The organism is Tropicimonas omnivorans, assembly GCF_031846565.1.
Classification (GTDB): Bacteria; Pseudomonadota; Alphaproteobacteria; order Rhodobacterales; family Rhodobacteraceae; genus Tropicimonas_B; species Tropicimonas_B omnivorans.
The window spans coordinates 830,764-854,827 of record NZ_JAVRHL010000001.1 but is presented as its reverse complement, the minus strand read 5'-3'; the positions used below and the strand labels follow the sequence as shown (position 1 = coordinate 854,827).

The following is a 24,064-nucleotide window of genomic DNA, read 5'->3' as shown; positions in this document are numbered from 1 at the left end:
CGTTAAACGTTGACGCGACATGACACGCACCCCAGCTTTCCTGCGCCCCGTGGCGCTCGCCGCCGCCCTCGCCGCAGGCGCAGGTCCGGCGTTCACCCAGAACCTCGACCTCGTAGTCGGCAGTTCCGATGAAGACCTCAAGAGCGCCCTGAATGCCGCCTCCGTGCTGCGCGCGGCGTTCCAGGACGAGGAGCGCGGCCCGGCCGAACTCGTCGCGGCGGCAAAGGCGGAATATGCGCGTCTTCTGACGGCGCTCTATTCCGAAGGCTACTACAGCGGCGTCATCAACGTCTTCGTCGACGGGCGGGAGGCGGCGGATCTGTCCCCCCTGTCGGCACCGTCCGGGATCGGCCGGATCGTGGTGAACGTTCAGCCCGGCCCCCAGTTCGTCTTCTCCGAGACGCGGGTCGATCCCCTTTCTCCCGAGACGGACCTGCCGGAGGAGTTCGCCGTGGGCGAACCCGCCGCCGCATCGATCATCGGCGATGCGGCGAATGCCGGAATCGACGGCTGGCGCAATCTTGGCTTCGCGCGGGCGGACATCGCCTCCGAGAACATCACCGCCAATCACGCCGCGAACACCCTCTCGGCCCGGATCGGCATCTCCACCGGCCCGCGCCTGCGCTTCGGCCGCCCGATCATCACCGGCAACGAGCGCGTGCGCACCGAGCGCATCCGCACGATCGCCGGCATCCCGGAGGGCGAGATCTACGACCCCGAGGAGCTGGAGCAGGCTACAAGGCGGCTTCGGCGCACCGAAGCGTTCCGCTCGATTACCGTCTCCGATGCGGAGACCCTCGCAGCCGACGGCTCCCTTCCCATCGACATCGCGGTGGTCGAGGAGAAGCGCCGCCGCCTCGGCGTCGGCCTCGAGTATTCCTCTGTGGAAGGTCTGACCTTCACCACCTTCTGGCTGCACCGGAACCTGCTTGGCGGGGCCGAACGGCTCCGGTTCGACTTCGACGTGACCAATATCGGCGCGACCGAGGAAGACAACGGGATCGATTACGCGCTGACCGGCTTCTTCCGCCGCCCGGCGACCTTCACCCCCGATACCAACCTTCTGATCAACGGCGCGATCGAGTCCGAGGACGAACCCGGCTACAAATCGGACTCGCTGACCTTCGGCATCGGCCTCGAGCGGATCTTCTCGGAACGGCTGACCGGGACCGTCGGCGTCTCGGTGCGCGCGGGACAGGTCGAGGATGCGTTCGGCGAGCGCGAATTCTCCCTCGTCTCCCTGCCCGTCAGCCTGACCTACAACACCCGGGACACCGATCTCGACGCGACCGAGGGTGTCTACATCAAGGCGGACGTCTCCCCCTTCGTCGGCATCAGCGAGATCGACAGCGGGGCCCTGACGGAAGTCGACGCGCGGGCCTATTACGGGTTCGGCGCACAGGACCGCGTCGTGCTCGCGGGCCGCGCCCAGCTCGGCTCCCTCACCGGCCCCGACCTCGACAGCGCGCCGCCCGATTATCTCTTCTTCGCCGGCGGTGGCGGATCGGTGCGAGGGCATCCGTTCCAGACCCTCGGCACAGACGAGATCGACGATACCGTGATCGGCGGGCGCTCCTATCTCGCGCTGTCCGCCGAGGTTCGCACCAAGGTGACGGACAAGATCGGCATCGTCGGGTTCTACGACACCGGCTATGTCGGCGAGGAGGAATTCCCCGACGGCTCGGGCGAGACCATCTCCGGCGCCGGCCTCGGTCTGCGCTATGCCACGGGGATCGGACCCATCCGCGTCGATGTCGCGACGCCCGTCGGCGACACGCCGGACGAGGACGCCCCTTCAGTTCAGTTCTACATCGGTATCGGGCAGGCATTTTGATGCGCGCATTCCTCGCAGCACTCACCGCCGTGGTTCTGGCCACGGGCGTCGCCCACGCCCAGGAAGACCGTGATGTCGGCCTGCTCCAGGGCTTCATCGAGGACCGGCTTTCGGGCGGCGGCCGCCAGATCCGCATCGAGGGCTTCGAGGGCGCGCTCTCCTCTCGCGCCACGATCGATGAGCTGACGATCGCGGACGAGGAAGGCACTTGGTTCACGCTGAGAAACGCCGTTCTGGACTGGAATCGCTCGGCGCTCCTGCGCGGCCGCTTCACCGTGACCGAACTTTCCGCCGAAGAGCTGATCGTCGAGCGCCGCCCGATCACGGAGCCCCAGGTGGACGTGCCGAGCGCGCAGGCCTCCGGCTTCTCACTGCCCGAACTCCCCGTCTCGGTGAATATCGGCGAGGTCTCCATCGAACGCGCCGTCCTCGGCGAGGATATCATCGGCCAGGAGGCCGTCCTGTCGCTCGAGGGGTCCGCGTCCCTCGCGGATGGCAGCGGCGAGGCGGACCTCACGCTCCAGCGGCTCGACGGCCCCGAGGGACAGATCGCACTCGATGCCGCCTTCGACGGGCAGTCCGAGGTCCTGTCCCTCGACCTGCGGGTCGACGAGGCGGCGGACGGTCTGGCGGTCAACCTGCTGAACATCCCCGGCGCGCCCTCCCTCGAGCTGACGGTGCAGGGCGAAGGTCCGCTCGATGACTTCACCGCAGAGATCGCCCTCGACACCGATGGCGAACCCCGCGTGACCGGCACCGTCGCCCTCGACGGCACCGACGATGGCGGCCGGGCGTTCGACGTGGAGATCGGCGGCGACATTACCCAGATCGTCCAGCCCGATTACGAGGACTTCCTCGGCTCGAACATCGCGCTCATCCTGCGCGGGCGGCAGACCGGCGACGGCCGTACCGTCATCGAGGAGCTGGGCATCTCCGCGCTCTCGCTCACGCTGGAGGGCTCCGCCGCGATCGGTGCGGACGGACTTCCCGATGCGTTCGACCTCGAAGGCGCGCTGCGCTCGAGCGATGGCGGCTCCGTCACGCTGCCCTTCGGGGGCGGCGACACGAGTGTAGATCGCGCCCAGATCACGGCGAATTTCGACGGCTCCGTCAGCGACCGGTGGACGCTGGACCTCATCGCGCAGGGCATCGACCAGCCGCAGATCGAGATCGCGACCCTTCGGCTCGGCGGCGGCGGCACCATCGCCGCCCCGCGCGCCGAAGGCGGCGAGCGCGCCGTCACGGCGGACCTGACCTTCACGGCGGGCGGGATCGACCCGGCGGACGAAGCTCTGGCCGAGGCCGTCGGGGAGGACATCCGCGGCGACGTCAACCTCACCTGGGCGGACGGAGAGCCGCTCGAACTTACCTCCCTGAACGTGATCGGCACGAACTACTCCGCCGCAATCGAGGGCATCGCACGCATCCAGAACCGCTCGGTCCTCTTCGAGGGCGATGCCGCGCTGAACGCGGACGATCTCTCCCGCTTTTCCGGCGTCGCGGGCCGTCCGCTCACCGGCGATGTCGAAGCGACCCTGTCGGGCAATGTCGATGCGCTCGGCGGGATCTTCGATGCGGAACTCAGTCTTCAGGGCACCGATCTCAGCATCGGCCAGGAGACCGCGGACGAGCTTCTGGATGGTCCCGTCTCCATCGACCTGTCCGCTGCGCGCGATACCGGCGGCACCACGCTGCGCGCCTTCTCGATCGACAGCCCGGCCATCACGGCGAGCGGCGAAGGACGCCTCGGCCCCACCGACAGCGACCTCGTCCTGACCGCCCGGCTTGCCGATCTCGGCGTCATCGTCGAGGATTACAGCGGCCCCGTCACCCTTGAGGGCCGGGTTCAGAATAGCGCGCCCGAAGTCTACGAGGTGTCCGTCGATCTGGCCGCGCCCTACGACCTGACGGCGCGCATCGACGGCCGCATCGCCGAAGGCACGAGTGACGTGGACCTGGCCGTCTCACTGCCGGACATCGCGCCCTACCTGCCGGATACGGACTATAGCGGCCCGCTCGACGTCACGGGCAATGTCGCGGAGACCGGCGAAGGCCGCTGGCGCGTGGATGTCGAGGGCTCCGGCCCCTACCAAAGCTCCTTCGACATTTCCGGCCCTGTCGGCGACGGGCGCAGCGACATCGAGGGCACGATATCCCTGCCCGATGTCGCCCCCCTCGCGCCGGGCGCTGACATTTCCGGCCCGATCCGGGTCACGGGCTCCGCGGTGCAGAATGACGAAGGTCTCTTCGTCGTCGACGTCGAGGGGTCCGGCCCCTACGAGAGCACGTTCGACCTCGAGGGTCCGGTGGGTTCGGGCCGAACCGCGCTCGAAGGCCGCGTCGCCATCCCCGAGATCGCCCCCCTCCTCCCCGAGACGATGGACTACGAGGGCGCCGTCGAGGTGACCGGCAGCTTCCGCCAGAGCCCCGATGGCCGCATCGTCGTCGATGTGGACGGCGCAGGCCCCTACGGCTCGACCTTCGCCGTCGAAGGTCCCGTGGGCGGCGGCGAAACCGCGCTCGAGGGGGCCGTCGCGATCCCCGATATCCAGCCGCTCGTCCCGGGCGGAACCTACTCGGGCCCGCTGAACGTCACCGGCACCGCCGAGCAGGGCGCAGACGGCCGCTTCACCCTCGACGTCGAGGGGACCGGCCCGTACGACAGCGTCTTTTCCGTCGAGGGTCCGGTCGGCGGCGGCGAGACCTCCATCGCCTTCGACGCCGCGCTTCCCGATATCGCGCCGCTGGCGCCCGGCGATTATTCCGGCCCTCTCAGCGTGTCCGGCACGGCCGCCCAGACGGGCGAGGGCCGCTTTGCCATCGACGTGAACGGCTCCGGCCCCTACGACAGCACCTTCGCGGTGGAAGGGCCCGTGGGCGATGGACGCAGCGAAGTCTCCCTCGCGCTCAACCTGCCGTCCCTCTCCCCGATCGCATCCGGCATACCGGGCGGTCTCAGCGTCACCGGGGACGTGGCAGAGAACGGGGACGGACGCTTCCGCGTCGATCTCGACGCCTCCGGACCCTATGGCGCGACAGCCTCGGTCGAGGGTCTTGCGGGCGCCACCGGGACGGACGTGGACGTGCGCGTTTCGGTACCGAATGTCGGCGCCATCGCTCCCGGCATCAACGGCCCCCTGACCCTGACCTCCTCCGTCGAGCAGGTTGAGGACACCCAGCGTTACCGGATCGATGCGGATTTCTCCGGTCCCTACAGCACCTCCGGCACGGTCGCGGGCGTGGTCGGCGCCGAGGACAGCGACGTGGATCTTGCCGTCTCGATACCGAACATCGCCCCCCTCGCGCCCGGTCTTTCCGGCTCGGTGCGCGTCGCTGGCAATCTCCAGCAATCGCAAAGCGGGTACGCGGTGGATCTCGACGTGACCGGCCCCGGCCCGGCCCGCGCCTCGGTGGACGGCACGATCGCACCGGACTTCGGCAGCGCGGCTCTGGACGCCACGGGCAGCATTCCCCTCGGCCTCGCCAATGCCGCGCTCGATCCCAACCAGATCGTCGGCACGGCCAGCTTCGACCTCGGCCTGAACGGCCCGCTCGAGCTTGCCTCCGTCGCCGGCACTGTCAGCACCAATGGCGCGCGCTTCTTCCTGCCGAACCTGTCGCAGGCGATCACCGACATCAACGCGACGGTGAATCTGGGTAGCGGAACGGCTCGGATCAACGCCTCCGCCCGCGGCGGCGATGGCGGGCGGCTGTCGGCGAACGGCACCCTCGGCCTCGGCGCCGGGCTGCCCGCCGATATCGCCGTGACCATCCGCAACTACGTCCTGCGCGATCCCGAGCTTTACGAGACCCGCGTCAGCGGCGATCTGCAACTCAGCGGCCCGCTTGCCGGACGCGGCGGGATCAGCGGGCGGCTGAATCTCGGCGAAACCGAGATCCGCGTCCCGGACAGCGGCCTCGGCTTCGGCGGGGACATTCCCGAGATCACCCATATCAACGAGCCGGGCCCCGTCTACATCACCCGCCTGCGCGCCGATCTGGCCGGGCCGAACGCCGATACGGATGGAGACGATGCATCGGGCGGCGGCTCCGGGGGCCTCAATCTCGACATACGCATCGTTGCGGACAACCAGATCTTCGTGCGCGGGCGCGGCCTCGAAGCGGAACTCGGCGGCGAGCTGACCCTCGGCGGGACGACATCCGACATCGTTCCCGTCGGTCGGTTCGAACTGATCCGCGGCCGCCTAGACATCCTCGGCGAACGCATCGTCCTCGATCAGGGCGCGATCACGCTTCAGGGGGATTTCGTTCCCTACGTGGCCCTCAGCGCCTCTACCGAAACGGATGAATACACCATCACGATCAGGGTCGAAGGCCCGGTGGACGATCCCGAGATCACCTTCAGCTCCACCCCCTCCCTGCCGCAGGAAGAGGTGCTGGCGCAGTTCCTCTTCGGCCGGGACGTCACGCAGCTGTCGCCCCTCCAGGCGGCGCAACTCGCCAATGCCGTGGCCACGCTCACAGGGCGCGGCGGCGTCGGCATCGTGGGGCAGATCCGGGAGAACCTCGGTCTCGACGATCTCGACTTCACCACCGACGAGACCGGCGGCACGGAGTTGCGCATCGGCAAGTACCTGTCGGACAACGTCTATACCGACGTGACGACGGGCAGCGACGGCGACACCGAGATCAATCTCAACATCGACGTCCGCCGCAACGTGACGGTCAAGGGGTCCGCAGGCTCGGACGGCGAGACCAGCCTCGGCATCTTCTTCGAGCGCGATTACTGAAGGCGGGGGGCTTCATGCCCCCCCGGCCGCCCCCCGTGTCTATCGCGGGAGGACGGCGCGGCCGCGGCTTGCGCGGCCGGAGGAAAGAGCTTGCCCCGGTGCTTGGCATCGACGCGCCAGAGTTTCTTCCGGATCCCGTCAGGCTCGAGATGGCGGTACGCACCGCCGGAAAACTTCTTCCAGTCGAGCGCCAGGCCCTGCTTGACCAGTTCCGCGGACAGATCGCTTCCATCCGGGAGGTAGCATTTCGCCACGACCCGGTCGTACGTCACGCCCTCCTGGATGACCGCCCTGATGACCTTTCCCTTGCACAGGGAGATCATCGCGAACTTCGCCTTCTTGCCCCACGGGTCCTGAATCTCGGGCGCGTCGATCCCGGCGAGGCGGATGCGCTTTTTCTGGATGACGATCGTATCGCCGTCGATCACGTAGCATTTGCCCTCCAGGATGCCCGCGGGGGCGGCCGTGGGCGACGGCGCTGGCGTGCTCACGCTCCGGGGCGGGACCGGCTGTTGGATCGGCCTGCGAGGGCGAGGTTCCTCTGGAGCCCTGAGGGGAGGCCGTGGCGCCGGCTTTGGAGACCCCCGGAACAACTTCAGCAGGAACTTCAGCATAGAACTCAACCCTTCCACCATGTACCGGCAGAGACTAGCCGCGATCCGCTCCGAACTTCCAGATCCCAGAGGCAGCGTCCGGGCGGCCGCGTTGCCGGTCAGCCGAGGAACACCCGCCCCTCGGGATAACGGACTTGCGGCACCGTGCGTGTGGCGAGGAAGAAGCCGAGCGTCAGCGGACCGACGCGGCCGAGGAACATCACCACCATGATGACGATCTTCCCGGCCCAGGTCAGATCCCCCGTCGCGCCGAGGGACAGGCCGACCGTGCCGAAGGCGGACGACACCTCGAAGGCCAGTTCCAGGAAGCTCGCATCTTCGAAGATCAGCAGAAGAAACAGCGACACCATGACGAGGAGCATGGACACGATTGTCAGGGCGAGAACCTTCAGAAGCTCCTCCCCCCGTATCGAACGCCCGAAGATCGTCAGCTCCTGACGCCGCCGGAAGAAGGCGAGCGTGGCGATTATGAGGACGGCGAAGGTCGTCACCTTGATGCCGCCCGCCGTGGACGTGCTGCCGCCGCCGATCAGCATCAGGGCGATGGTCAGAAGCGACGTCTCCTCCCGCATTTGGGTGATGTCCACCGTGTTGAACCCCGCCGTCCGGGGCGTGACCCCCTGGAACCAGGCGGCCCAGAGCCGGTCGGACGTGCTCTCGAGCCCGCCGAGCGTGCCGGGGTTGTTCCATTCCAGAAGGCCGAATGTCAGCGTTCCCCAGAGGATCAGGATGGCCGTTCCGGACAGCATCAGCTTGCTGTGGAGCGAGAGTTTCCGCCATGAGCGCTTGTTCACGATCTCGCCCACGACAAGGAAGCCGAGGCCCGAGACGATGAACATGAGCGGCACCACGATATTGAGAAGTGGATCGCCCACCCACCCGGAGAGGCTGTCGGGATAGAGCGCGAAGCCGGCATTGTTGAACGCGGAGACGGAGGTGAAGATCGCGCTCCAGATCCCCTCCGCCAGTCCCAGACGCGGCACGAAGTCGATGATCAAGAGAAGCGCCCCGCCCAGTTCGACGACCACCGCGATCTTGAAGATCTGCTCGACGAGGCTCGTGAGGTTCCCGAGCGAGGTCTGGTTCAGGTCCTCCCGCAGGATGACACGGTGAGAGAAGCCCACTGGAATGCCGAGGGACGTCAGCACGAGGACGGCGAAGGTCATGAGACCGAGACCGCCGAGCTGGATCAGGCACGCGATAATCGCCTGCCCGACGATCGTGAAGTCTGAGCCGGTATCGACCACCGCGAGCCCCGTGACCGTCACCGCCGAAACGGAGGTGAAGGCGGCGTCGAGCGGCGTCACGCTTCCGGTATTGGAGATCGGCAGGATGAGAAGGATCGTGCCGAGGACGATGAGCCCGAGATAGAGCGAGGCAAGCTGCGCCGGAGGAGGCAGGTGCCTCAGCCGCTCGAGACCTCTGCGCAGGCGACGGAAAAGGTGCATCGCTCAGATCGTCTCGGCGAAGGCCCGCAGGTTCGCGCGCTTGCCGAGCAGGATGAGCCGGTCGCCTTCGGACAGGGTGCAGGGCTGACCCTGAAGCGCCTTGATCTCGGAGCCGTGCATGATGCCCAAGGGGACCAGCGAGAACCTGTCCTCGAGGTCCATCTCGCTGAGGACCGAGCCTGCCATCCGCTCCGGCACGACGACGTTCACGACGTGATAGCCATTTCCGAGGCTGACATAGTCGCCCACCATCGGGTTGTTCAGCATCTGGGCGGCATGGCGGCCCATCTCGGCCTCGGCATGGATCACCCGCTCTACCCCGATCTTGGACAGGATCCGGTGATGCATCCGGCTCGACGCCTTTGCCCACACATGCTCGACCCCGACCAGCTTGGCCGACAACGCCGACAGGATGGACGCCTCGAGGTCCTGTCCGATGGCGATGACTGCGACGTCGTACTCCCCGAGGCCGATCTCCCGCAGGACGTCCTCGTTACCGCCATCGGCGATCACGGTCCGTGCCAGCTCGTCCGCGTAGCGGTTCACGACGGCGCCGTCCTTGTCGATCCCGAGGACGTGGTTTCCGAAGCGGGTGAGTTCCTTGGCGATCGTCGCGCCGAAAGTCCCGAGCCCGATGACCGCGAATGTGCGGCTCCTGCGACGCTCTTTTGCCATGATCTCCGTCTGGCGTTGCGCGGGCCGAAACGCCTCGCCGGCCGGGATGTAGCAGAAGGCGGGTCCAAGGAAAGGCCCGTTTCAGGGCACCCGCCTCAGGCGACCATCGCCTCCGCCTTCTTGAGATCCACCGACACGAGCTGGGACACGCCCTGCTCCTGCATCGTCACGCCGAAGAGACGGTCCATGCGGCTCATGGTGATGGCGTGGTGGGTGATGATGAGAAAGCGGGTGTCCGTCTGCCGCGTCATCTCCTCGAGCAGATCGCAAAACCGGGTGACGTTGGCATCGTCGAGCGGGGCATCGACCTCGTCGAGCACGCAGATCGGAGCGGGGTTGGCGAGGAAGACGGCGAAGATCAGCGCCATCGCCGTCAGGGTCTGCTCGCCCCCGGACAGCAGCGACAGGACGGAGAGCTTCTTGCCCGGAGGCATGCACATGATCTCGAGGCCGGCATCCAGCGGATCGTCCGACTCGACCAGCATCAGCTTGGCCTCGCCGCCGCCGAAGAGGTGCTTGAAGAGCATGGAGAAATTGCCGTTCACCTCCTCGAAGGCGGCGAGCAGGCGCTCGCGGCCTTCCTTGTTCAGGGAGGCGATACCGGTGCGCAGGGTCCCGATCGCGTCCTCGAGATCGGCCTTCTCGGTGACGAGCTCGTCATGCTCCTCCTGCACGGCGCGGGAATCCTCCTCGGCACGCAGGTTCACCGCGCCGAGCGCGTCCCGGCTGCGGCGGAGGCGGTCGATCTCGGCCTCGATCTCGGGGGCCGGCGGGATCGCGTCCGCGTCCCCGCCAAGGCGGTCCAGCAGCGCATCCGGCTCGACGTCCAGCGCCTCGCGGATGCGCTCCGCGGCCTCCGCCTCGGAGGCGCGGGCAGCCTCGGCGCGGGCATCGGCTGCCGCACGCCTCTCGCGCGCTTCGGAAGCGGCCCGCTCTGCCTCGCGGGCAGCAAGCTCGGCCTCCCGATGCGCGCTCTCGGCGGCGGCAAGTGCCTCCGCGGCGGCGGTCCGGCGCGCTTCGGCCTTCTCGCGGTCCGTTTCGAGGGTGGCGCGGCGCTCCGCGATCTGTTGCGGCGCGGGACGGGCGGCGGCGAGGTCGCGCTCGGTTTCCTCCCGGCGCCGGGCGAGGTCCGCGCGGCTCGCTTCGGCATTCCGGAGGCGCTTCGACCAGTCGGCCATCTCCCGCTCCACCGCCTCGGCGCGGCGGCGGCGCCCCTCGCCCGCCCGGCGCAGCTCATCCGCCTCCTGGCGGGCCGAGAGCATGTCCCGGCGGCTCCCTTCGACGCGATGCCTTGCATCCGCGATGCCCTCGCGGGCCGCGCCGAGATCGGGAAGCCCCGCCAGCGTCGCCTCCGCCTCCTCCAGCCGCGCCTCGGACGCGGCGAGCTCCTCGGTATGGCGCTCCACGGCAAGCTCCGCGGCTTCGAGGCGGGTGGCGGCCATGGCGCGCTCGTTCTCAGCCCGGCTCGCGGCGCGGGAGGCGTCGGCCACGCGGGCATCGGCCTCGCGGCGGGCCCGGCGGGCGAGCTTGTCGTCCTCAGCCAGGCGCGTGTGCTCGGATTGCAGCGCCTCATGGGTGGCGGCGAGATCCTCGGCGCGGGACGTCAGGGTCTCCAATTCGGCCGTGAGGCTCCTCAGCCGGTTGACCTGCTGGAGCCGGATCGCGGCGGCGGAGGGGGCATCGGCCGAAAGCGCGCCGTAGCCGTCCCAGCGAAAGAGATCGCCGGCCAGGGTCACGAGGCGCTGGCCGGGCGCGAGGTCCGCCTGCATCCGGGTCCCTGTCTCCGCATCCTCGACGAGCCCGATCTGGGCGAGGCGGCGCGCCAGCAGGGCGGGCGCCTCGACATGCGCGGAAAGCGGATCGCTCCCGGCGGGAAGAGGTTGCGGCGACGGGTACCCCGGCAGCCCGCGCCACCCCGTGCCGGCCGCATCGAGAACGGGCGCGCGCAGCTCGTCCGCGAGCGCGGCGCCGAACGCGGCCTCGAAGCCCGGAGCGACGGTCACGCTGTCGATGAGCGCCGCGGCCTCGCCGTCCTTGCGCGAGACCAGACGCTCGAGCGCGGTTGCCTCGGCGCTGAGAGCCTGAACCTCGCCTTCGGCGCCGGAGCGGGCCGCACGGGCCTCCCCCTCCTTCACGGAGCATTCCGCGAGCGCAGCGTCCGAGACCGCGATCCGGTCCTCCGCCTCTCCTGCCGCTTTCTGCGCCTCCGACAGGGCAACGGTCGCCGCGGAAACGCCCTCGCCCAACGCGTCCAGCTTGCCGCGTGCCTCGGCCGCCTCCCGCTCCGAACTCGCACGCTCGCGGCGGTGACGTTCGGCGGACGCCCTGGCCTCGGCCGCGTATCGCTCGGCGGACTGGTGCTGCGCGGAGAGGCGGGCGACGTCCTCGGTCACCTCGGCCAGCTCCGATTCCCGGGCGCCGAGATTCTCGGAGGCGATCCGGGCCGCCTCCTGCGCCGCATCGAGCCGCGGCCCGTGCCCGTCCATCGCCTTTGCCAGCCGATCCTTCTCGTCTTCCAGCCGGTGCAGGGAGGCGCCGGCATCGCTGTTCAGCTCTTCCTCCCGCGCGAGGTCGCGGGCGAGCTGCTCGAGACGCCCTTCGAACGTCTCGATGGCGCGGAGGGCGCGGGCGGCGTCCTCGTCCGCCGAGCCCAGATCGACAAGGATGCGCTGAAGCACCGCCGCCGCGACGGTCTCCTCCTCGCGCAGGGGCGGAAGCGATTCGGCCGCACGGCGGCGCTCGTCCTCGGAGGCCGTGACAGCCGTCTCCGCGGCGGCGGCGTCCTGCCTCTGGAGGGTCAGCTCTTCGGCGGCGCGGGCGGCGGCATCGGCCGCTTCGCGCCAGCGCCGGAACAGCAGCAAGCCTTCGGCCCGGCGCAGGTCGCCGCCGATGGAGCGGTACCGCGCCGCCTGTCTCGCCTGCCGCGCAAGGGTCGAAAGCTGGGAGGCCAGCTGCTCGATCACGTCGTCCACGCGGGACAGGTTCTGCTCCGCACCGCTGAGCTTCAGCTCCGCCTCGTGACGCCGCTGGTAGAGCCCGGAGATCCCCGCCGCCTCCTCGAGGATACGCCGCCGCGCCTTCGGGCGGGCGTTGATCAGCTCCGAGATCTGCCCCTGCCGCACGAGCGCCGGGGAGTGGGAGCCGGTGGAGGCGTCCGCGAACAGCATCTGCACGTCCCGCGCGCGCACGTCCCGGCCCGCGGCCTTGTAGGCGGAGCCGGCGTCGCGGGTGATCCGGCGGACGATGTCGAGCTCGTCGGCCTCGTTGAAGCCGGACGGCGCGAGGCGCTCCGTGTTGTCGATATGGAGCGAGACCTCGGCGAAATTCCGGGCCCCGCGCGTCGCGGCACCGGCGAAGATCACATCCTCCATCCCGCCGCCGCGCATGGCCGTCGGACGGTTCTCCCCCATGACCCAGCGCAGGGCTTCGAGCAGATTGGACTTGCCGCATCCGTTCGGCCCGACGACCCCCGTCAGGCCGTCGGCGATCACGAGGTCCGTGGGATCGACGAAGCTCTTGAACCCGTTGAGGCGCAGGCGCGTGAATCGCAAAGGGAGGCTCCCGGAAAGATCGGGAGAGGGTGCCGCTCCGGGGGGATGCATGTCAAGGAGATGACACCTGATGTGGAGGCCGCAGCCGAGTTATCCACAAGATGTCGCAAGGGAAAGCGGCGGATGGTGGCCGATCCTAGTCGGCGGCCAGCATGTAGCCAGCGCCGCGCACCGTCTGCAGGTAACGCGGCTGCTTGGGGTTGTCCTCGATCTTGCGTCTCAAACGCGTGATCTGGACGTCCACCGCCCGCTCCTGCGCCCCGTCCCTGTCACTGTCCCGGCCCGGATCCTCGACAAGCTGGCTGCGGGTCAGGGGCTCCCCCGCATGGGCGGCGAAGATCCGCATGAGCGTCGTCTCGGTCGCGGTCAGCCGGATGGGGACGGTTCCGCGCCACATCTCGCCCCGCTCCACATCGTAGCGCACCGGACCGAGATGCAGCACCTTCGGCCCCTGCGACGGCGCCTGTTCGGGCGGAACACGGCGGAGGATCGCGTTGATCCGGAGCAGGAGTTCCTTCGGCTCGAACGGCTTGCCGAGGTAATCGTCCGCACCGGCTTCCAGCCCGGAGATCCGGTCCTGCGTTCCGCCCTTCGCGGTCAGAAGAAGGATCGGGGTCGCGAGACGTTCACGCAGGGACGCGGTCAGGGACACCCCGTCCTCCCCCGGCATCATCACGTCGAGCACGATGAGATCGAATTCGAGGCCCGCAAGCAGGCGACGCGCATGGGCCGCATCGCGCGCGACGGTGACCATGAAGCCGTTCCGGGCGAGGAACTTCTGAAGCAATCCCCTGATCCGCTCGTCGTCATCGACGATCAGCAGGTGCGTCCCGGCTTCCATGCTCAGTGTCCTCCTTCGCTGAGCGACAGGTACCGCCTCCGCATCTCCGGGTCCATCATCGCTTCGAGGACAGCTCGGAAGCCCGCCACTGCCTCGGGCCCTGCGCTGCGGAACGCGGCGCGCATCCGGGCGCGCTGCGCGTCGGACAGGGCCGATTCGAGGTCCGAGCCGCGCTCGGTGAGGTAGAGGTGCCGCTCCCGCTTGTCCGTGTGGCCGACGCGGCTTTCGATGAGGCCGTCATCGATGAGGGCGCGCAACACCCGGTTCAAGGATTGCTTGGTCACGCCGAGGATGCCGAGCAGGTTGTTCACGGTCGTTCCGGGCGAGCGGTGGACGAAATGCAGCGCCCGGTGGTGCGCGCGTCCGTAGCTGTAGCTTTCGAGGATCCGGTCGGGATCAGCGGTGAAGCCGCGATAGGCGAAGAACATCGCCTCGATCCCCTTTCTCAGGTGCTCGTCGGTCAGGAACAGGAGCGTCTCGCCCCGCTGCCCCGCTCCGGGCCTGTCCCTCATGTCGCTTCCGTCGCCGGTCATCGTCACCTCCAGATGCTTCCGTTTTAAGTCAGCCTTGTTGACATTGCCAGATCGCAATGTTAGCTCCGCTCAGTTTTTACGCAATTAAATGTCCGGTCCGGACGTTTTTTGGACAGGTTCTTCCGAAGGAGGGCACGATGGCTGGCAATTACGACGATCGGGACGGGATGATCTGGCTCGACGGTGACCTTGTGCCCTGGCGCGACGCGAACGTGCATATCCTGACCCATGCGCTGCACTACGCCTCCTCGGTGTTCGAAGGCGAGCGTGCCTATAACGGGCGCATCTTCAAGAGCCGGGAGCATTCCAAGCGCCTGCGCACATCCGCTCAGATGATCGACTTCGAGATCCCATGGACCGTGGATGAGATCGAGGCCGCGAAGGCGCAGGTCCTCGCCTCGTCCGGCCTCCGGGACGCCTATGTGCGCGCAGTCGCATGGCGTGGCGCGGGTCCCGACATGGGCGTCGCCTCCGCGCGCAACCCGGTCCGCATGGCCGTCGCCGCGTGGGAATGGGGGGCCTATTACGGCGACGCGAAGATGCGCGGCGCCAAGCTCGACCTCGCCAAGTGGCGCCGGCCCGATCCCGCCACGGCACCGAGCCAGGCCAAGGCCGCGGGTCTCTACATGATCTGCACCATGTCCAAGCATGCCGCAGAGGCCAAGGGCTGCTCCGACGCGATGATGCTGGACTACCGCGGCTACGTGGCCGAGGCGACCGGCGCGAACATCTTCTTCGTCAAGGACGGCGAGGTGCATACGCCGAAACCCGATTGCTTCCTCAACGGCATCACCCGCCAGACCGTTCTCGGCCTGCTCGAGGCGCGCGGGATCAAGGTCCACGAGCGCCATATCGAACCGTCCGAGCTGGAAGACTTCCAGCAGTGCTGGCTCACCGGCACCGCCGCCGAGGTCACGCCCGTGGGACAGATCGGCGACTACACGTTCGAGGTGGGCGAACTGACCCGCTCCATCTCGGAGGAATACGAGCAGCTCGTGCGGGCCTGAGACCCGGCGAGGGGCGGGGGCGAACGCGGCGCTTGCCCCTCCTTCCCGATACCGACGGACGGCGCGCCTAGGCCTGCCGTCCCCGCTCGATATCGGCATACCGCGCAACGCGCGCCGCGTTCCGCACCCTTGGGCGCCGGATGACGCCCAGCACGTTGGGATGGGATCCCTCGGGCGCGAGCCGCTTTCCCGCTGCGGCAAAGGGCGTGAGCGGCTGGCCACTCCTCGCGCGATGCGTTCTGTCGACGATATGGCGTGTCATTCCGGCATCCTCCTCATGCAGGTGATACACCCCTCAACGTAGCGACTCCCCGCTGCCACTCAACCCGTCAGGCGGCCCACGGCCCACTCCGCGGCATCCGCCACCGCGGGATCGGCGTCGCTCCGCAGGCCCTTGGCCACCGGCAGGAGCGCCGGCTCGTCCGAATTGCCGATGGCGTAGAGGACATTGCGCACGAAGCGATTCCGTCCGATGCGCTTGATGGGAGAGCCCGAAAAGCGCGCACGGAACGCGGCATCGTCGAGCTCTGCCAGCTCCTTCAGGGGCGGCAGGTCCAGATCATCCCGGGCGGCGTGGCGGGCATCCCCGGCGGCGACGGCGAACTTGTTCCACGGGCAGACCGCGAGGCAATCGTCGCACCCGTAGATCCGGTTGCCGAGACTGGCGCGAAACTCCTCCGGGATCGGCCCTTTGTGCTCGATCGTCAGGTAGGAGATGCAGCGACGCGCATCGAGCTGGAAGGGCGCCGGAAAGGCGTTCGTCGGGCAGATGTCGAGGCAGCGGGTGCAGGAGCCGCAGTGCTCACGCTCCGGCACGTCCTTCGGCAGGTCGAGCGTGGTGAAGATCGCCCCGAGGAACACCCAGTTTCCGAAATCGCGACTGAGAAGGTTCGTGTGCTTGCCCTGCCAGCCAAGCCCCGCCGCCTCTGCCAGCGGCTTTTCGGGGACGGGCGCCGTATCGACGAAGACCTTCACCTCTCCGCCGCCCTCGGCGATCAACCAGCGCGCCAGCTTCTTCAGCCGCTTCTTGACGATATCGTGGTAATCCTTGCCGCGGGCATAGACGCTGATCAGGCCGCGATCCTTCTCGGCGAGGCCGGCAAGCGGATCCGTCTCCGGGCGGTAGCTGTCCGCCAGCATGACGACGGAGCGGGCCTCGGGCCAGAGCGCCGAGGGGTCCGAGCGCCAGGCCATTCGCTCGGCCATCCACTCCATCTGACCATGCCGCCCCTCCTCCACGAACCGGGCGAGCCGCTCGGGCAGGTCAGGCAGCGAATCCGGCGCGCAGATGCCCATCTCGGCAAAGCCGGTCTCGCGCACCTCCCCGGCGAGGCGCGTCTTCAGCGCCTCCATTGCGTCCGGGCTGTCTCTGGGCTCGCTGGGCATGGGAAAACTCGGGGCTTCAGACCCTGTGATAGGGCGTACCGGCGAGGATCTGCGTCGCGCGGTAGATCTGCTCGGTGAGCATGACGCGGGCGAGCATGTGGGGCCACACCATGGCGCCGAAGGAGAGGAGGAGGTCCGCCCGCTCCAGAAGCGCGGCCCCGTGCCCGTCCGCCCCGCCGATGGCGAAGAAGAGGCCGCCGGCGCCCCGGTCCCTCAGGCCCGCGACTTCGCCGGCAAAGCCAGGCGAATCCAGCGTCCGTCCCCGCTCGTCCAGCGCCACGAGAGCGGCAGATTCGGGCAGCGCCTTCAGAAGGAGAGCCGCCTCGCCGTCCCGGCCGCTCCCCTTCCGGTCGTCGATCTCGGTGACGTCGAACCCGGTCAGACCCATCCCGCGGCCGGCCTTGGCCGCGCGGGAGAGGTAATCCTCGACGAGTGAGCGCTCGGAAGAGGCGCGCAGGCGCCCCACGGCCAGAACGCCCACCCGCATGGCTTCAGTTCGCGCCCGGCCGGATCTCGGCGGCCGCCGTCGCGGGCTGCCACATCTTCTCGAGCTGGTAGAACTCCCGCACCTCGGGACGGAAGACGTGAACGATCACGTCGCCCACATCGATCAGCACCCAATCGCCACTGTCCTTGCCCTCGATCTTCGACTGGCGGCCGGCCTCCTGCTTGAGGCGGTCGACGAGGTTCTGCGAGATCGACGCCACCTGGCGGGTGGAGCGGCCCGAGCAGATCACCATGTAATCCGCCATCTCGGACTTGCCGCGCAGGTTGATCTGCACGACATCCTCGGCCTTGTCGTCATCGAGAGAGGAAAGGATGCGCTTGAGCAGCGCTTCGCTGCTCTCGGCCCCGGGCTGCGCGGTCATAGCCGCGCCATGTGCCGCCGGGTGCGTGGCGGCGTCCGCATGAATAGACAGGACATCGTCCTCCGTTTGTCGCGCCGCCTGAGCCCCGGCGCTGGGCGTACTGACAAGGTAGCAATCGAAGAGTGTTTTCTCAACGGGCGTGTCACGCACGGGAGGCGTGCAGGGCCTCGAGGCGCAGGGGGGCCGGGATGGCGTCACGGCCGTCCAGGATCAGATCCGCCATGAGGCGCGCGGCGAGGGGCGCCATTCCGAATCCGATCTTGAAGCCGCCATTGGCCACGAAATGACCCTCCTTGCCCGGGAAGCGGCCGAATATTGCGCGCCGGGAGCGCGATCTGGGCCTGAGCCCCGCCCAGCGCTCGAGGACCGGCGCATCGGCGAGCGCGGGACACGCCGCGCGGGCGGCCGCGATGACATCGTCGAGCTGATGATCGGTGCTCCGGGGATCGGCAAAATCCCGCTCGGAGGTGGAGCCGACGGCCACACTTCCATCCGCATGGGGGACGATGTGAAGCCCGCCGGCATAGAGCTGCGGCAGGCCCCGCCGGTCCAGCCCGAGGCGCGCCGCCTGCCCCTTCTGCGCCGCTCCGATCACGCGGCCGGTCGCCTCGGACAGCGCGGCGAGGCCCGCAGGACCGGTGGCATGAAGGACGGGGCCGATCTCCGCCGCATCTTCCCCGAGGATCAACTCGCCCCCCAGCCGCGAAATCGACTCGGCCAGCGCCGCGCAGGCGGCGGCAGGGGCGATGCGGGCAGACAGCGTGTCGAAGACGAGCCGCCCGGTGGGAGACGCCGGGGCCCAGTCCCCGGCCCCCGCCACCCTGATCACACGCCACTCCGCCTGCCCGCGCCAGCGTTCGGCCGACTCGGCCGCCCGCGCCTCGGCCCGCTCCTCGCCACCCTCAGGGATAGGCTGAAGACGCCCGAGGCGGGCGTATCCGGGGCTCCTGCCCGAGATTTCTTGGACCGCGCTCCAGAACGCGGGCGCCGCGAGGAGGCTCTCGAGCTGCGCCTCCTTCGCCGCGTCCCACCGCTCCGGCGCATGGGGGGCGAGCGCTCCCACGACGCCGCCGGACGCGCCAGAGGCGAGGCCGCGCGTGTCGATCACGCGCACCCGCGCGCCCCGCCTCGCCATCTCGAACGCACAGGCGAGCCCGAAGATGCCCGCCCCTCTCACCGTTGCTTCGATGCTTGCCAAACCCGCCCCTCGCGCCCCATGTCGACGTCGTCGCTGAACAGGGCTTAGGACAGATGGATCAGGGTGAGAAGGGAGTGACGTGGAAGGAGAGCGGTGTGCCCGTGAGCACCCGGTTCGACGATCCCTATTTCTCCCTGGAGGACGGCCTGGCGGAGACGAGGCACGTCTTTCTCGCCGGAAACGGCCTGCCGGAGCGGGCCCGGGGCGGCTTCCACGTGGCCGAGCTCGGGTTTGGCACCGGATTGAACCTCCTCGCCCTCGCACAGATGGCGCGGGAGGCGGAGGTGGAGGTCCGGTACACCGGCTTCGAAGCCTACCCGCTGTCCCTGGCGGACCTCGGCCGGGCACTGGCGCAATTCGATGTCGCGGAGGAGGACGTGTCGGCGCTTCTCGCGGCGTGGGATCCCGCAGGGCTTGCCGCGCGGATCGGGCCGGTCGAGGCGGAGGTGATCGTGGGCGATGCACGGCAGAGGGTGCCGGCCTGGGAGGGGCGCGCCGACGCCTGGTTCCTCGACGGGTTCGCGCCGGCGAAGAACCCGGAGCTGTGGGAGCCGGAGCTTCTCGCCGCCGTCGCCGCCCGCACTGCGCCCGGCGGAACCTTCGCGACCTACACCGCCGCCGGAGCCGTCCGCCGCGCCCTCGCCGCCTCCGGGTTCGTGGTGGAGCGGCGTCCCGGATACGGCCGGAAGCGGCACATGAGCGTCGGGCGGATGCCGGAGTGATCGGCAGAGCCCCGCTCCGGCATCGCTCCCGGCGGACTGCCCCGTCTGGCCATTGCCGCCCCGGCGCGGCACAACGCGTCCCATGACCGAGCAGAACTCCCGCCTCGGCATCGGATTGATGCTGGCCGCCACTTTCGTCTTCTCGGCGCAGGACGGGATCTCCCGTCACCTCGCGGGCCAGTACAACGTCTTCATGGTCATGATGATCCGCTACTGGTTCTTCGCGGCTTTCGTCATCCTCCTGGCCACGCGACAGGCGGGCGGCATCCGCGAAGCGGCGCGGACCACGATGCCGTGGATCCAGGGATTCCGCTCGCTCCTTCTCATCGCCGAAGTGCTCACCCTCGTCACCGCCTTCGTCATCCTCGGCCTCGTCGAGACCCACGCGATCTTCGCCGTCTACCCGCTGATGGTCGCGGCCCTTTCGGGGCCGATCCTCGGCGAGCGTGTCGGCTGGCGGCGATGGGTGGCGATCGGGATCGGCTTCGTCGGCATTCTCGTGATCCTGCAGCCGGGCTTCGGCGTCTTCTCTCCCGCCGCGCTTCTCGCCGTCGCGGGTGCGGCGATGTTCGCCCTCTACGGCCTGCTCACGCGCTATTGCGGCCGGTCCGACAGTGCGGCGACCAGCTTCTTCTGGACCGGCACCGTCGGCGCGGTGGCGATGACGCTGATCGGGGTCTGGTTCTGGGAGCCGATGGCCGCCGGGGACTGGGCCTGGATGGCGCTTCTGTGCGTCACCGCCTCTCTCGCGCATTGGCTGCTGATCAGGTGCTACGAGGTCGCCGAGGCCTCCGTCGTGCAGCCCTTCGCCTATTTCCAGCTGGTCTTCGCCAGCGCCTTCGGGGTGACGATCTTCGGCGATGCGCTGGAGTTGAACGTCGTGATCGGCGCCCTCATCGTCACATCCGCAGGGATCTTCACCCTCGTGCGGTCAGCCATCGCGGCGCGGGCCATGCGCCGCGATGGCGCTCGCTAGCCCTCCCGCAGGAGGTCCGTGAAGGCGACGGGGCCGGCGGTTCCTGTGAGGCGCGCACGGTAGATGCGCAGCGATTCGGTCACGCGCATCACGTAGTTCTGCGTCTCGCGGAACGGGATCATCTCGATCCAGTCGATCATGTCGACGCCGGCGCTTCGCGGATCGCCCCGGTCGCCGACCCAGTCCACCGCACGGCCCGGCCCCGCATTGTAGCCCACCGAGACGAGAACGGGCGCCGGCCCGAACACCTCGATCAGCCCGGCGAGATAGGCGGATCCGAGCGTCGCGTTGTAATCGGGCCGGTCCGTCAGGCCATCCCGGTCGTAAGGCAGACCCAGCTCGCTTGCGACGTCCTGCGCCGTTCCGGGCATCAGCTGCATCAGGCCGCGCGCCCCGGCGGGGGAGACGACGACTGGGTCGAACTCGCTCTCGCGTCGCGCGATCGACAGCGCGAGGGCCCGCTCCACCGGCAGGTCGTCCCGGTCGAGCATGTCGCTCATCGGGAAATAGGCCGCGGGGATGACCGTCCCCACGGAGGCCGCGCGCTTTGCGACCATGAGCGCGACATGCTCTTCGCCGCGCTCGAGCAGAAGCGTGCCAAGGGTGCCGGCCGCGTCGCGGTCCAGCTCCTCGACGAGATGTGTGAGAAAGCGCTCCGCCTCGTAATCGATGCCCGCATCGAGAAGCATCAAGCCAGCCGCCAGCACCGAACTGTCCCTGAGAGGCGAGGCCTCCAGCGCCGGAAACGTCTCCGCCCCCGTCAGCGTGGGATCGAGCGACAGGCCCGCCGCTTCCGCCGACAGAAGACCGTAGAAACTCGTCTGATGCTCGGCGCCCGCCTCGTAGGCGGCCTGAGCCGCTTCGGCATTGCCGGCGGCGGAGTAGGCGCGCCCAAGCCAGTAATGGCCGCGGCCCTTGCTGATCGGCGTCTGCACCGCCGCGTCGAAGCGGGTGAAATGGTAGACCGCAAGCTCCGGATCGTTCAGGAAACGCAGCGCGATGAAGCCGGACAGCCATTCCAGATCGGCATAGTCGGACCCGTCCACGAGGAAGTTCTGGCTCGCCAGCGCGTAGGCATCCGCGTAATTTCCGGCACGCATGGTCTGCCGGGCGAAGATGCGGCGCCAGCTCGCCCAGTATTGCGGCCGCCCGAGACCTTCGAGCGAGGATGAGCGCTCATCCATCAGCACCACGGCATCCTCGTTCCGCCCCTTCGCCGCGCGCCAGTTGAAGCGCTCGTAGGCGAGGCCCGCATCATCGGCGAGGCCGTCGGGCACCTTCTCGATCAGCGTGTCGACGCCGGGCGCCTGCTGCGACAGCGCGATACGGGCCTCGGCCAGCGCCTCCCAGCCATCGGGCACGCGCGCATACATCCGCCGCGCCGCCGAGAGCTCGCCCCGCCAGAGAAGATCGTCGAGCCGGGAGACGTGGTGAGAGCCCAGGATCTCGCCGTAATTCTCAAGAAGCTGCGACTCGGCCTCGGTCGTGAGCGTCATCGTCCGCCAGGCGAGCACGGCGAGGGCCTGCGCGTCGCCGGTATGACCGAGGGTGCGGTGCGCGTCGATCAGGCGCAGGAGGCCGGTGGAGGTCTCCGGAATGCGGGATTCGAAGAATTCCAGGACGGTCTCGGGCGCCGCCGTCGTGGGGATCGCCGTTTCGGCGCGCACGCGCAGCAGGTCGAGGCCGGGCCAGTCCGGGTTGCGGCCGAGGAAATCGAGATATTCAGCGAACGTCGCCTCGCCGCCGCGCCGGAGGCGGTGCCACGTCACGAAATCCAGCGCCACCTGCCCGCCGGGCTCGGCCGCGATGGTCGCCCGCCTCCAGTCGCCGGCGCGGATCTGGTCCATCGCCTGCGCAAGAGCATCGCCCCCCGGGGTCGCCGCGGCGCCGGTTGCAAGGACGGGAGAGAGGACACACGCCACCGCAGCGGCGCGAACGGTACATTTCAACACGTGGAGCAAGGCGGAGTCCTTCGGGTTCCGTCTTCGGGACAGGCAAGAGGCAAAGCCAGAGGGTAGAACCTGCGCCGCGTATCACAACTCACAAACTTGGCAATCTCTCCGACCATCGCTAGGGTCCGCGCGCCGCGAAGCGCGGCCCCCGGCACAGGAGAAAAAAACCAATGTTTCAAGGATCGATTCCAGCGCTGGTGACGCCCTTCAAGGACGGCAAGGTGGATTGGAGCGCCCTCGAGGCCCTGATCGAATGGCACATCGCCGAAGGCAGCACCGGCATCGTGCCCGTCGGCACCACAGGCGAGACGCCGACGCTGAGCCACAAGGAGCACGAGGACGTGGTCGCGCGCGCGGTGCAGATCGCAGCAAAGCGCGTGCCGGTGATCGCCGGGGCGGGCTCCAACAGCACGCACGAGGCGAAGCGGCTGGTGCGCCACGCCCAGGATGTCGGCGCGGATGCCGCCCTCGTGGTGACGCCATACTACAACAAGCCGACGCAGGCCGGCATGATCGCGCATTTCACGGAACTTCACGAAAGCTCCGATCTGCCGATCATCATCTACAACATCCCCGGCCGCTCGGTGGTGGACATGACGCCCGAATCGATGGGCCGGCTGGCCGAGCTGCCGCGCATCGTCGGCGTGAAGGACGCGACGGGCGATGTGGCGCGGGTGTCCCGCCAGCGCCAGACCTGCGGGTCGGACTTCTGCCAGCTCTCCGGCGAGGACGCCTCTGCCCTCGGGTTCAACGCCCATGGCGGGCAGGGCTGCATTTCCGTGACCGCGAACGTGGCTCCGAAGCTCTGCGCGGAGTTCCAGGCCGCGACCCTTGCGGGCGATTACGCCAAGGCGCTGGACTACCAGGACAAGCTGATGCCGCTCCACCGCGCGGTCTTCCTGGAGCCGGGCGTGGCCGGGGCGAAGTACGGGCTGTCCCTCCTCGGGCGCTGCCGCGACGAGGTCCGCCTTCCGCTCACGCCGCTCAGCGAGACGGTGCGGCTCGCGATGAAGGACGCGATGGAGCATGCCGGCCTGATCGGCTGAGCGCCGGGCGGGCGGGGCGGCGGCCGGCGATGTGGCCGTCCGCTGCCCCGGCCCCCGCGCTCCTGATGTCGAGCGCCCCATTGGCCCTGAGCGCCATGTCCCCTATATGACCGCGTCATGGTCAAGCCCAAGGACAACCCGAACTACAAGGTGATCGCCGAGAACCGGCGGGCCCGCTACGATTATGCCATCGATGACGACATCGAATGCGGCATCGTCCTGCAGGGCTCGGAGGTGAAATCGCTGCGCCTGAACACCGCCAACATCGCCGAGAGTTACGCCGAGGTGAAGGACGGGGAGCTGTGGCTGGTGAACAGCTACATCGCGCCTTACGAGCAGGCGATGTTCGGCCACGAGGACCGGCGCCGGCGCAAGCTCCTGGCCAACAACAAGGAGCTTGCCCGGATGTGGTCGGAGACCCAGCGCAAGGGCATGACGCTCGTGCCGCTGGTGCTCTACTTCAACCACAAGGGCATCGCGAAGCTGAAGATCGGCATCGCGAAGGGCAAGCGCGCGCCCGACAAGCGGGAGACCGAGGCGAAGCGTGACTGGCAGCGTGCCAAGTCGCGGCTCCTCAAGGAACACGGCTGACCCGAAGCGCGCCCGCAGCGGGCCGGGTTGCAAGGCCCCGCCCTCCGGTCTAGCCATATCGGCGGCAAGG

Annotated in this window: 19 protein-coding genes; 7 read left to right on the top strand and 12 right to left on the bottom strand. The window is 68.8% G+C overall.

Annotated features, from left to right (window positions below; genetic code table 11):
* Nucleotides 1–19: 19 nt before the first annotated feature.
* Together RM543_RS04195 and RM543_RS04190 are read left to right on the top strand one after the other, a co-directional pair.
* Nucleotides 20–1,834 (top strand): autotransporter assembly complex protein TamA, encoded by a 1,815-nt coding sequence (locus tag RM543_RS04195; protein ID WP_311689631.1) that lies wholly within the window; start codon nucleotides 20–22, stop codon nucleotides 1,832–1,834.
* The gene (locus RM543_RS04190) at nucleotides 1,834–6,585 is read left to right on the top strand and encodes a translocation/assembly module TamB domain-containing protein (protein WP_311689630.1); all 4,752 of its coding nucleotides are present in this window, start codon (nucleotides 1,834–1,836) and stop codon (nucleotides 6,583–6,585) included. Before RM543_RS04195 ends, RM543_RS04190 begins: the two co-directional genes overlap by 1 nt.
* Here RM543_RS04190 and RM543_RS04185 read toward each other — a convergent pair.
* The 6 genes from RM543_RS04185 to RM543_RS04160 form a co-directional block, all read right to left on the bottom strand.
* Nucleotides 6,579–7,076, bottom strand: coding sequence for a thermonuclease family protein (locus RM543_RS04185; RefSeq protein ID WP_311689629.1), 498 nt, complete (start codon nucleotides 7,074–7,076; stop codon nucleotides 6,579–6,581). The genes RM543_RS04190 and RM543_RS04185 overlap by 7 nt on opposite strands.
* 221 nt (nucleotides 7,077–7,297) lie before the next feature.
* Nucleotides 7,298–8,647, bottom strand: a complete 1,350-nt coding sequence (locus tag RM543_RS04180; protein WP_311689628.1) for a TrkH family potassium uptake protein — start codon at nucleotides 8,645–8,647, stop codon at nucleotides 7,298–7,300.
* Nucleotides 8,648–8,650: 3 nt separating this feature from the next.
* Nucleotides 8,651–9,322, bottom strand: a complete 672-nt coding sequence (locus RM543_RS04175; RefSeq protein ID WP_311689627.1) for a potassium channel family protein — start codon at nucleotides 9,320–9,322, stop codon at nucleotides 8,651–8,653.
* Between the two features lie 95 nt (nucleotides 9,323–9,417).
* A complete protein-coding gene (locus RM543_RS04170) occupies nucleotides 9,418–12,873 on the bottom strand; it encodes a chromosome segregation SMC family protein (RefSeq protein ID WP_311689626.1) in 3,456 nt (1,151 codons plus the stop codon).
* A gap of 136 nt (nucleotides 12,874–13,009) precedes the next feature.
* Complete coding sequence (locus tag RM543_RS04165) at nucleotides 13,010–13,714, bottom strand: response regulator (protein ID WP_311689625.1); 705 nt, start codon at nucleotides 13,712–13,714, stop codon at nucleotides 13,010–13,012.
* A gap of 2 nt (nucleotides 13,715–13,716) precedes the next feature.
* Nucleotides 13,717–14,247 carry a MarR family winged helix-turn-helix transcriptional regulator gene (locus RM543_RS04160; protein ID WP_370454186.1) on the bottom strand — a complete coding sequence of 177 codons (531 nt, stop codon included), beginning with the start codon at nucleotides 14,245–14,247 and terminating at the stop codon, nucleotides 13,717–13,719.
* A 137-nt stretch (nucleotides 14,248–14,384) separates the two neighbouring features.
* Here RM543_RS04160 and RM543_RS04155 point away from each other — a divergent pair, with 137 nt between their 5' ends.
* Entirely contained in the window at nucleotides 14,385–15,254 is an 870-nt protein-coding gene (locus RM543_RS04155) for a branched-chain amino acid aminotransferase (protein ID WP_311689624.1), read from the top strand.
* A gap of 67 nt (nucleotides 15,255–15,321) precedes the next feature.
* On the opposite strand, the gene RM543_RS04150 is transcribed toward RM543_RS04155, so the two are convergent.
* The 5 genes from RM543_RS04150 to RM543_RS04130 all read right to left on the bottom strand — a co-directional run bounded on the left by RM543_RS04150 (nucleotide 15,322) and on the right by RM543_RS04130 (nucleotide 18,707).
* Nucleotides 15,322–15,516, bottom strand: a complete 195-nt coding sequence (locus tag RM543_RS04150; protein ID WP_311689623.1) for a hypothetical protein — start codon at nucleotides 15,514–15,516, stop codon at nucleotides 15,322–15,324.
* Between the two features lie 59 nt (nucleotides 15,517–15,575).
* Nucleotides 15,576–16,607, bottom strand: a complete 1,032-nt coding sequence (gene queG, locus RM543_RS04145) for a tRNA epoxyqueuosine(34) reductase QueG (protein WP_311689863.1) — start codon at nucleotides 16,605–16,607, stop codon at nucleotides 15,576–15,578.
* Between the two features lie 49 nt (nucleotides 16,608–16,656).
* The gene (rlmH, locus tag RM543_RS04140) at nucleotides 16,657–17,127 is read right to left on the bottom strand and encodes a 23S rRNA (pseudouridine(1915)-N(3))-methyltransferase RlmH (RefSeq protein WP_311689622.1); all 471 of its coding nucleotides are present in this window, start codon (nucleotides 17,125–17,127) and stop codon (nucleotides 16,657–16,659) included.
* Nucleotides 17,128–17,131: 4 nt separating this feature from the next.
* Nucleotides 17,132–17,560 (bottom strand): ribosome silencing factor, encoded by a 429-nt coding sequence (gene rsfS, locus RM543_RS04135; RefSeq protein WP_311689862.1) that lies wholly within the window; start codon nucleotides 17,558–17,560, stop codon nucleotides 17,132–17,134.
* Nucleotides 17,561–17,651: 91 nt separating this feature from the next.
* The gene (locus RM543_RS04130) at nucleotides 17,652–18,707 is read right to left on the bottom strand and encodes an NAD(P)/FAD-dependent oxidoreductase (protein ID WP_311689621.1); all 1,056 of its coding nucleotides are present in this window, start codon (nucleotides 18,705–18,707) and stop codon (nucleotides 17,652–17,654) included.
* Nucleotides 18,708–18,760: 53 nt separating this feature from the next.
* Here RM543_RS04130 and mnmC2 point away from each other — a divergent pair, with 53 nt between their 5' ends.
* Nucleotides 18,761–19,429: a tRNA (5-methylaminomethyl-2-thiouridine)(34)-methyltransferase MnmC2 gene (gene mnmC2, locus RM543_RS04125; protein WP_311689620.1), complete on the top strand. Its 669-nt coding sequence runs from the start codon at nucleotides 18,761–18,763 to the stop codon at nucleotides 19,427–19,429.
* Nucleotides 19,430–19,511: 82 nt separating this feature from the next.
* Nucleotides 19,512–20,405, top strand: coding sequence for a DMT family transporter (locus RM543_RS04120; RefSeq protein WP_311689619.1), 894 nt, complete (start codon nucleotides 19,512–19,514; stop codon nucleotides 20,403–20,405).
* On the opposite strand, the gene RM543_RS04115 is transcribed toward RM543_RS04120, so the two are convergent.
* Nucleotides 20,402–22,357, bottom strand: a complete 1,956-nt coding sequence (locus RM543_RS04115) for a lytic transglycosylase domain-containing protein (RefSeq protein ID WP_311689861.1) — start codon at nucleotides 22,355–22,357, stop codon at nucleotides 20,402–20,404. The two genes, RM543_RS04120 and RM543_RS04115, sit on opposite strands and share 4 nt — an antisense overlap.
* Before the next feature lie 170 nt (nucleotides 22,358–22,527).
* Here RM543_RS04115 and dapA point away from each other — a divergent pair, with 170 nt between their 5' ends.
* Both dapA and smpB read left to right on the top strand, forming a co-directional pair.
* Complete coding sequence (gene dapA / locus RM543_RS04110) at nucleotides 22,528–23,403, top strand: 4-hydroxy-tetrahydrodipicolinate synthase (RefSeq protein WP_311689618.1); 876 nt, start codon at nucleotides 22,528–22,530, stop codon at nucleotides 23,401–23,403.
* Nucleotides 23,404–23,520: 117 nt separating this feature from the next.
* A complete protein-coding gene (gene smpB, locus RM543_RS04105; protein WP_311689617.1) occupies nucleotides 23,521–23,994 on the top strand; it encodes an SsrA-binding protein SmpB in 474 nt (157 codons plus the stop codon).
* The last annotated feature ends 70 nt before the right edge of the window (nucleotides 23,995–24,064 follow it).

Excerpts from the sequence above, each read along its gene's own strand:
- RM543_RS04195 (WP_311689631.1), top strand. The coding sequence starts at position 20 with ATGACACGCACCCCAGCTTTCCTGCGCCCCGTGGCGCTCGCCGCCGCC.
- RM543_RS04190 (WP_311689630.1), top strand. The coding sequence starts at position 1,834 with ATGCGCGCATTCCTCGCAGCACTCACCGCCGTGGTTCTGGCCACGGGC.
- RM543_RS04180 (WP_311689628.1), bottom strand. The coding sequence starts at position 8,647 with ATGCACCTTTTCCGTCGCCTGCGCAGAGGTCTCGAGCGGCTGAGGCAC.
- RM543_RS04175 (WP_311689627.1), bottom strand. The coding sequence starts at position 9,322 with ATGGCAAAAGAGCGTCGCAGGAGCCGCACATTCGCGGTCATCGGGCTC.
- RM543_RS04165 (WP_311689625.1), bottom strand. The coding sequence starts at position 13,714 with ATGGAAGCCGGGACGCACCTGCTGATCGTCGATGACGACGAGCGGATC.
- RM543_RS04160 (WP_370454186.1), bottom strand. The coding sequence starts at position 14,247 with ATGACCGGCGACGGAAGCGACATGAGGGACAGGCCCGGAGCGGGGCAG.
- RM543_RS04155 (WP_311689624.1), top strand. The coding sequence starts at position 14,385 with ATGGCTGGCAATTACGACGATCGGGACGGGATGATCTGGCTCGACGGT.
- RM543_RS04150 (WP_311689623.1), bottom strand. The coding sequence starts at position 15,516 with ATGACACGCCATATCGTCGACAGAACGCATCGCGCGAGGAGTGGCCAG.
- queG (WP_311689863.1), bottom strand. The coding sequence starts at position 16,607 with ATGGAGGCGCTGAAGACGCGCCTCGCCGGGGAGGTGCGCGAGACCGGC.
- rlmH (WP_311689622.1), bottom strand. The coding sequence starts at position 17,127 with ATGCGGGTGGGCGTTCTGGCCGTGGGGCGCCTGCGCGCCTCTTCCGAG.
- mnmC2 (WP_311689620.1), top strand. The coding sequence starts at position 18,761 with ATGGATCAGGGTGAGAAGGGAGTGACGTGGAAGGAGAGCGGTGTGCCC.
- RM543_RS04120 (WP_311689619.1), top strand. The coding sequence starts at position 19,512 with ATGACCGAGCAGAACTCCCGCCTCGGCATCGGATTGATGCTGGCCGCC.
- dapA (WP_311689618.1), top strand. The coding sequence starts at position 22,528 with ATGTTTCAAGGATCGATTCCAGCGCTGGTGACGCCCTTCAAGGACGGC.
- smpB (WP_311689617.1), top strand. The coding sequence starts at position 23,521 with ATGGTCAAGCCCAAGGACAACCCGAACTACAAGGTGATCGCCGAGAAC.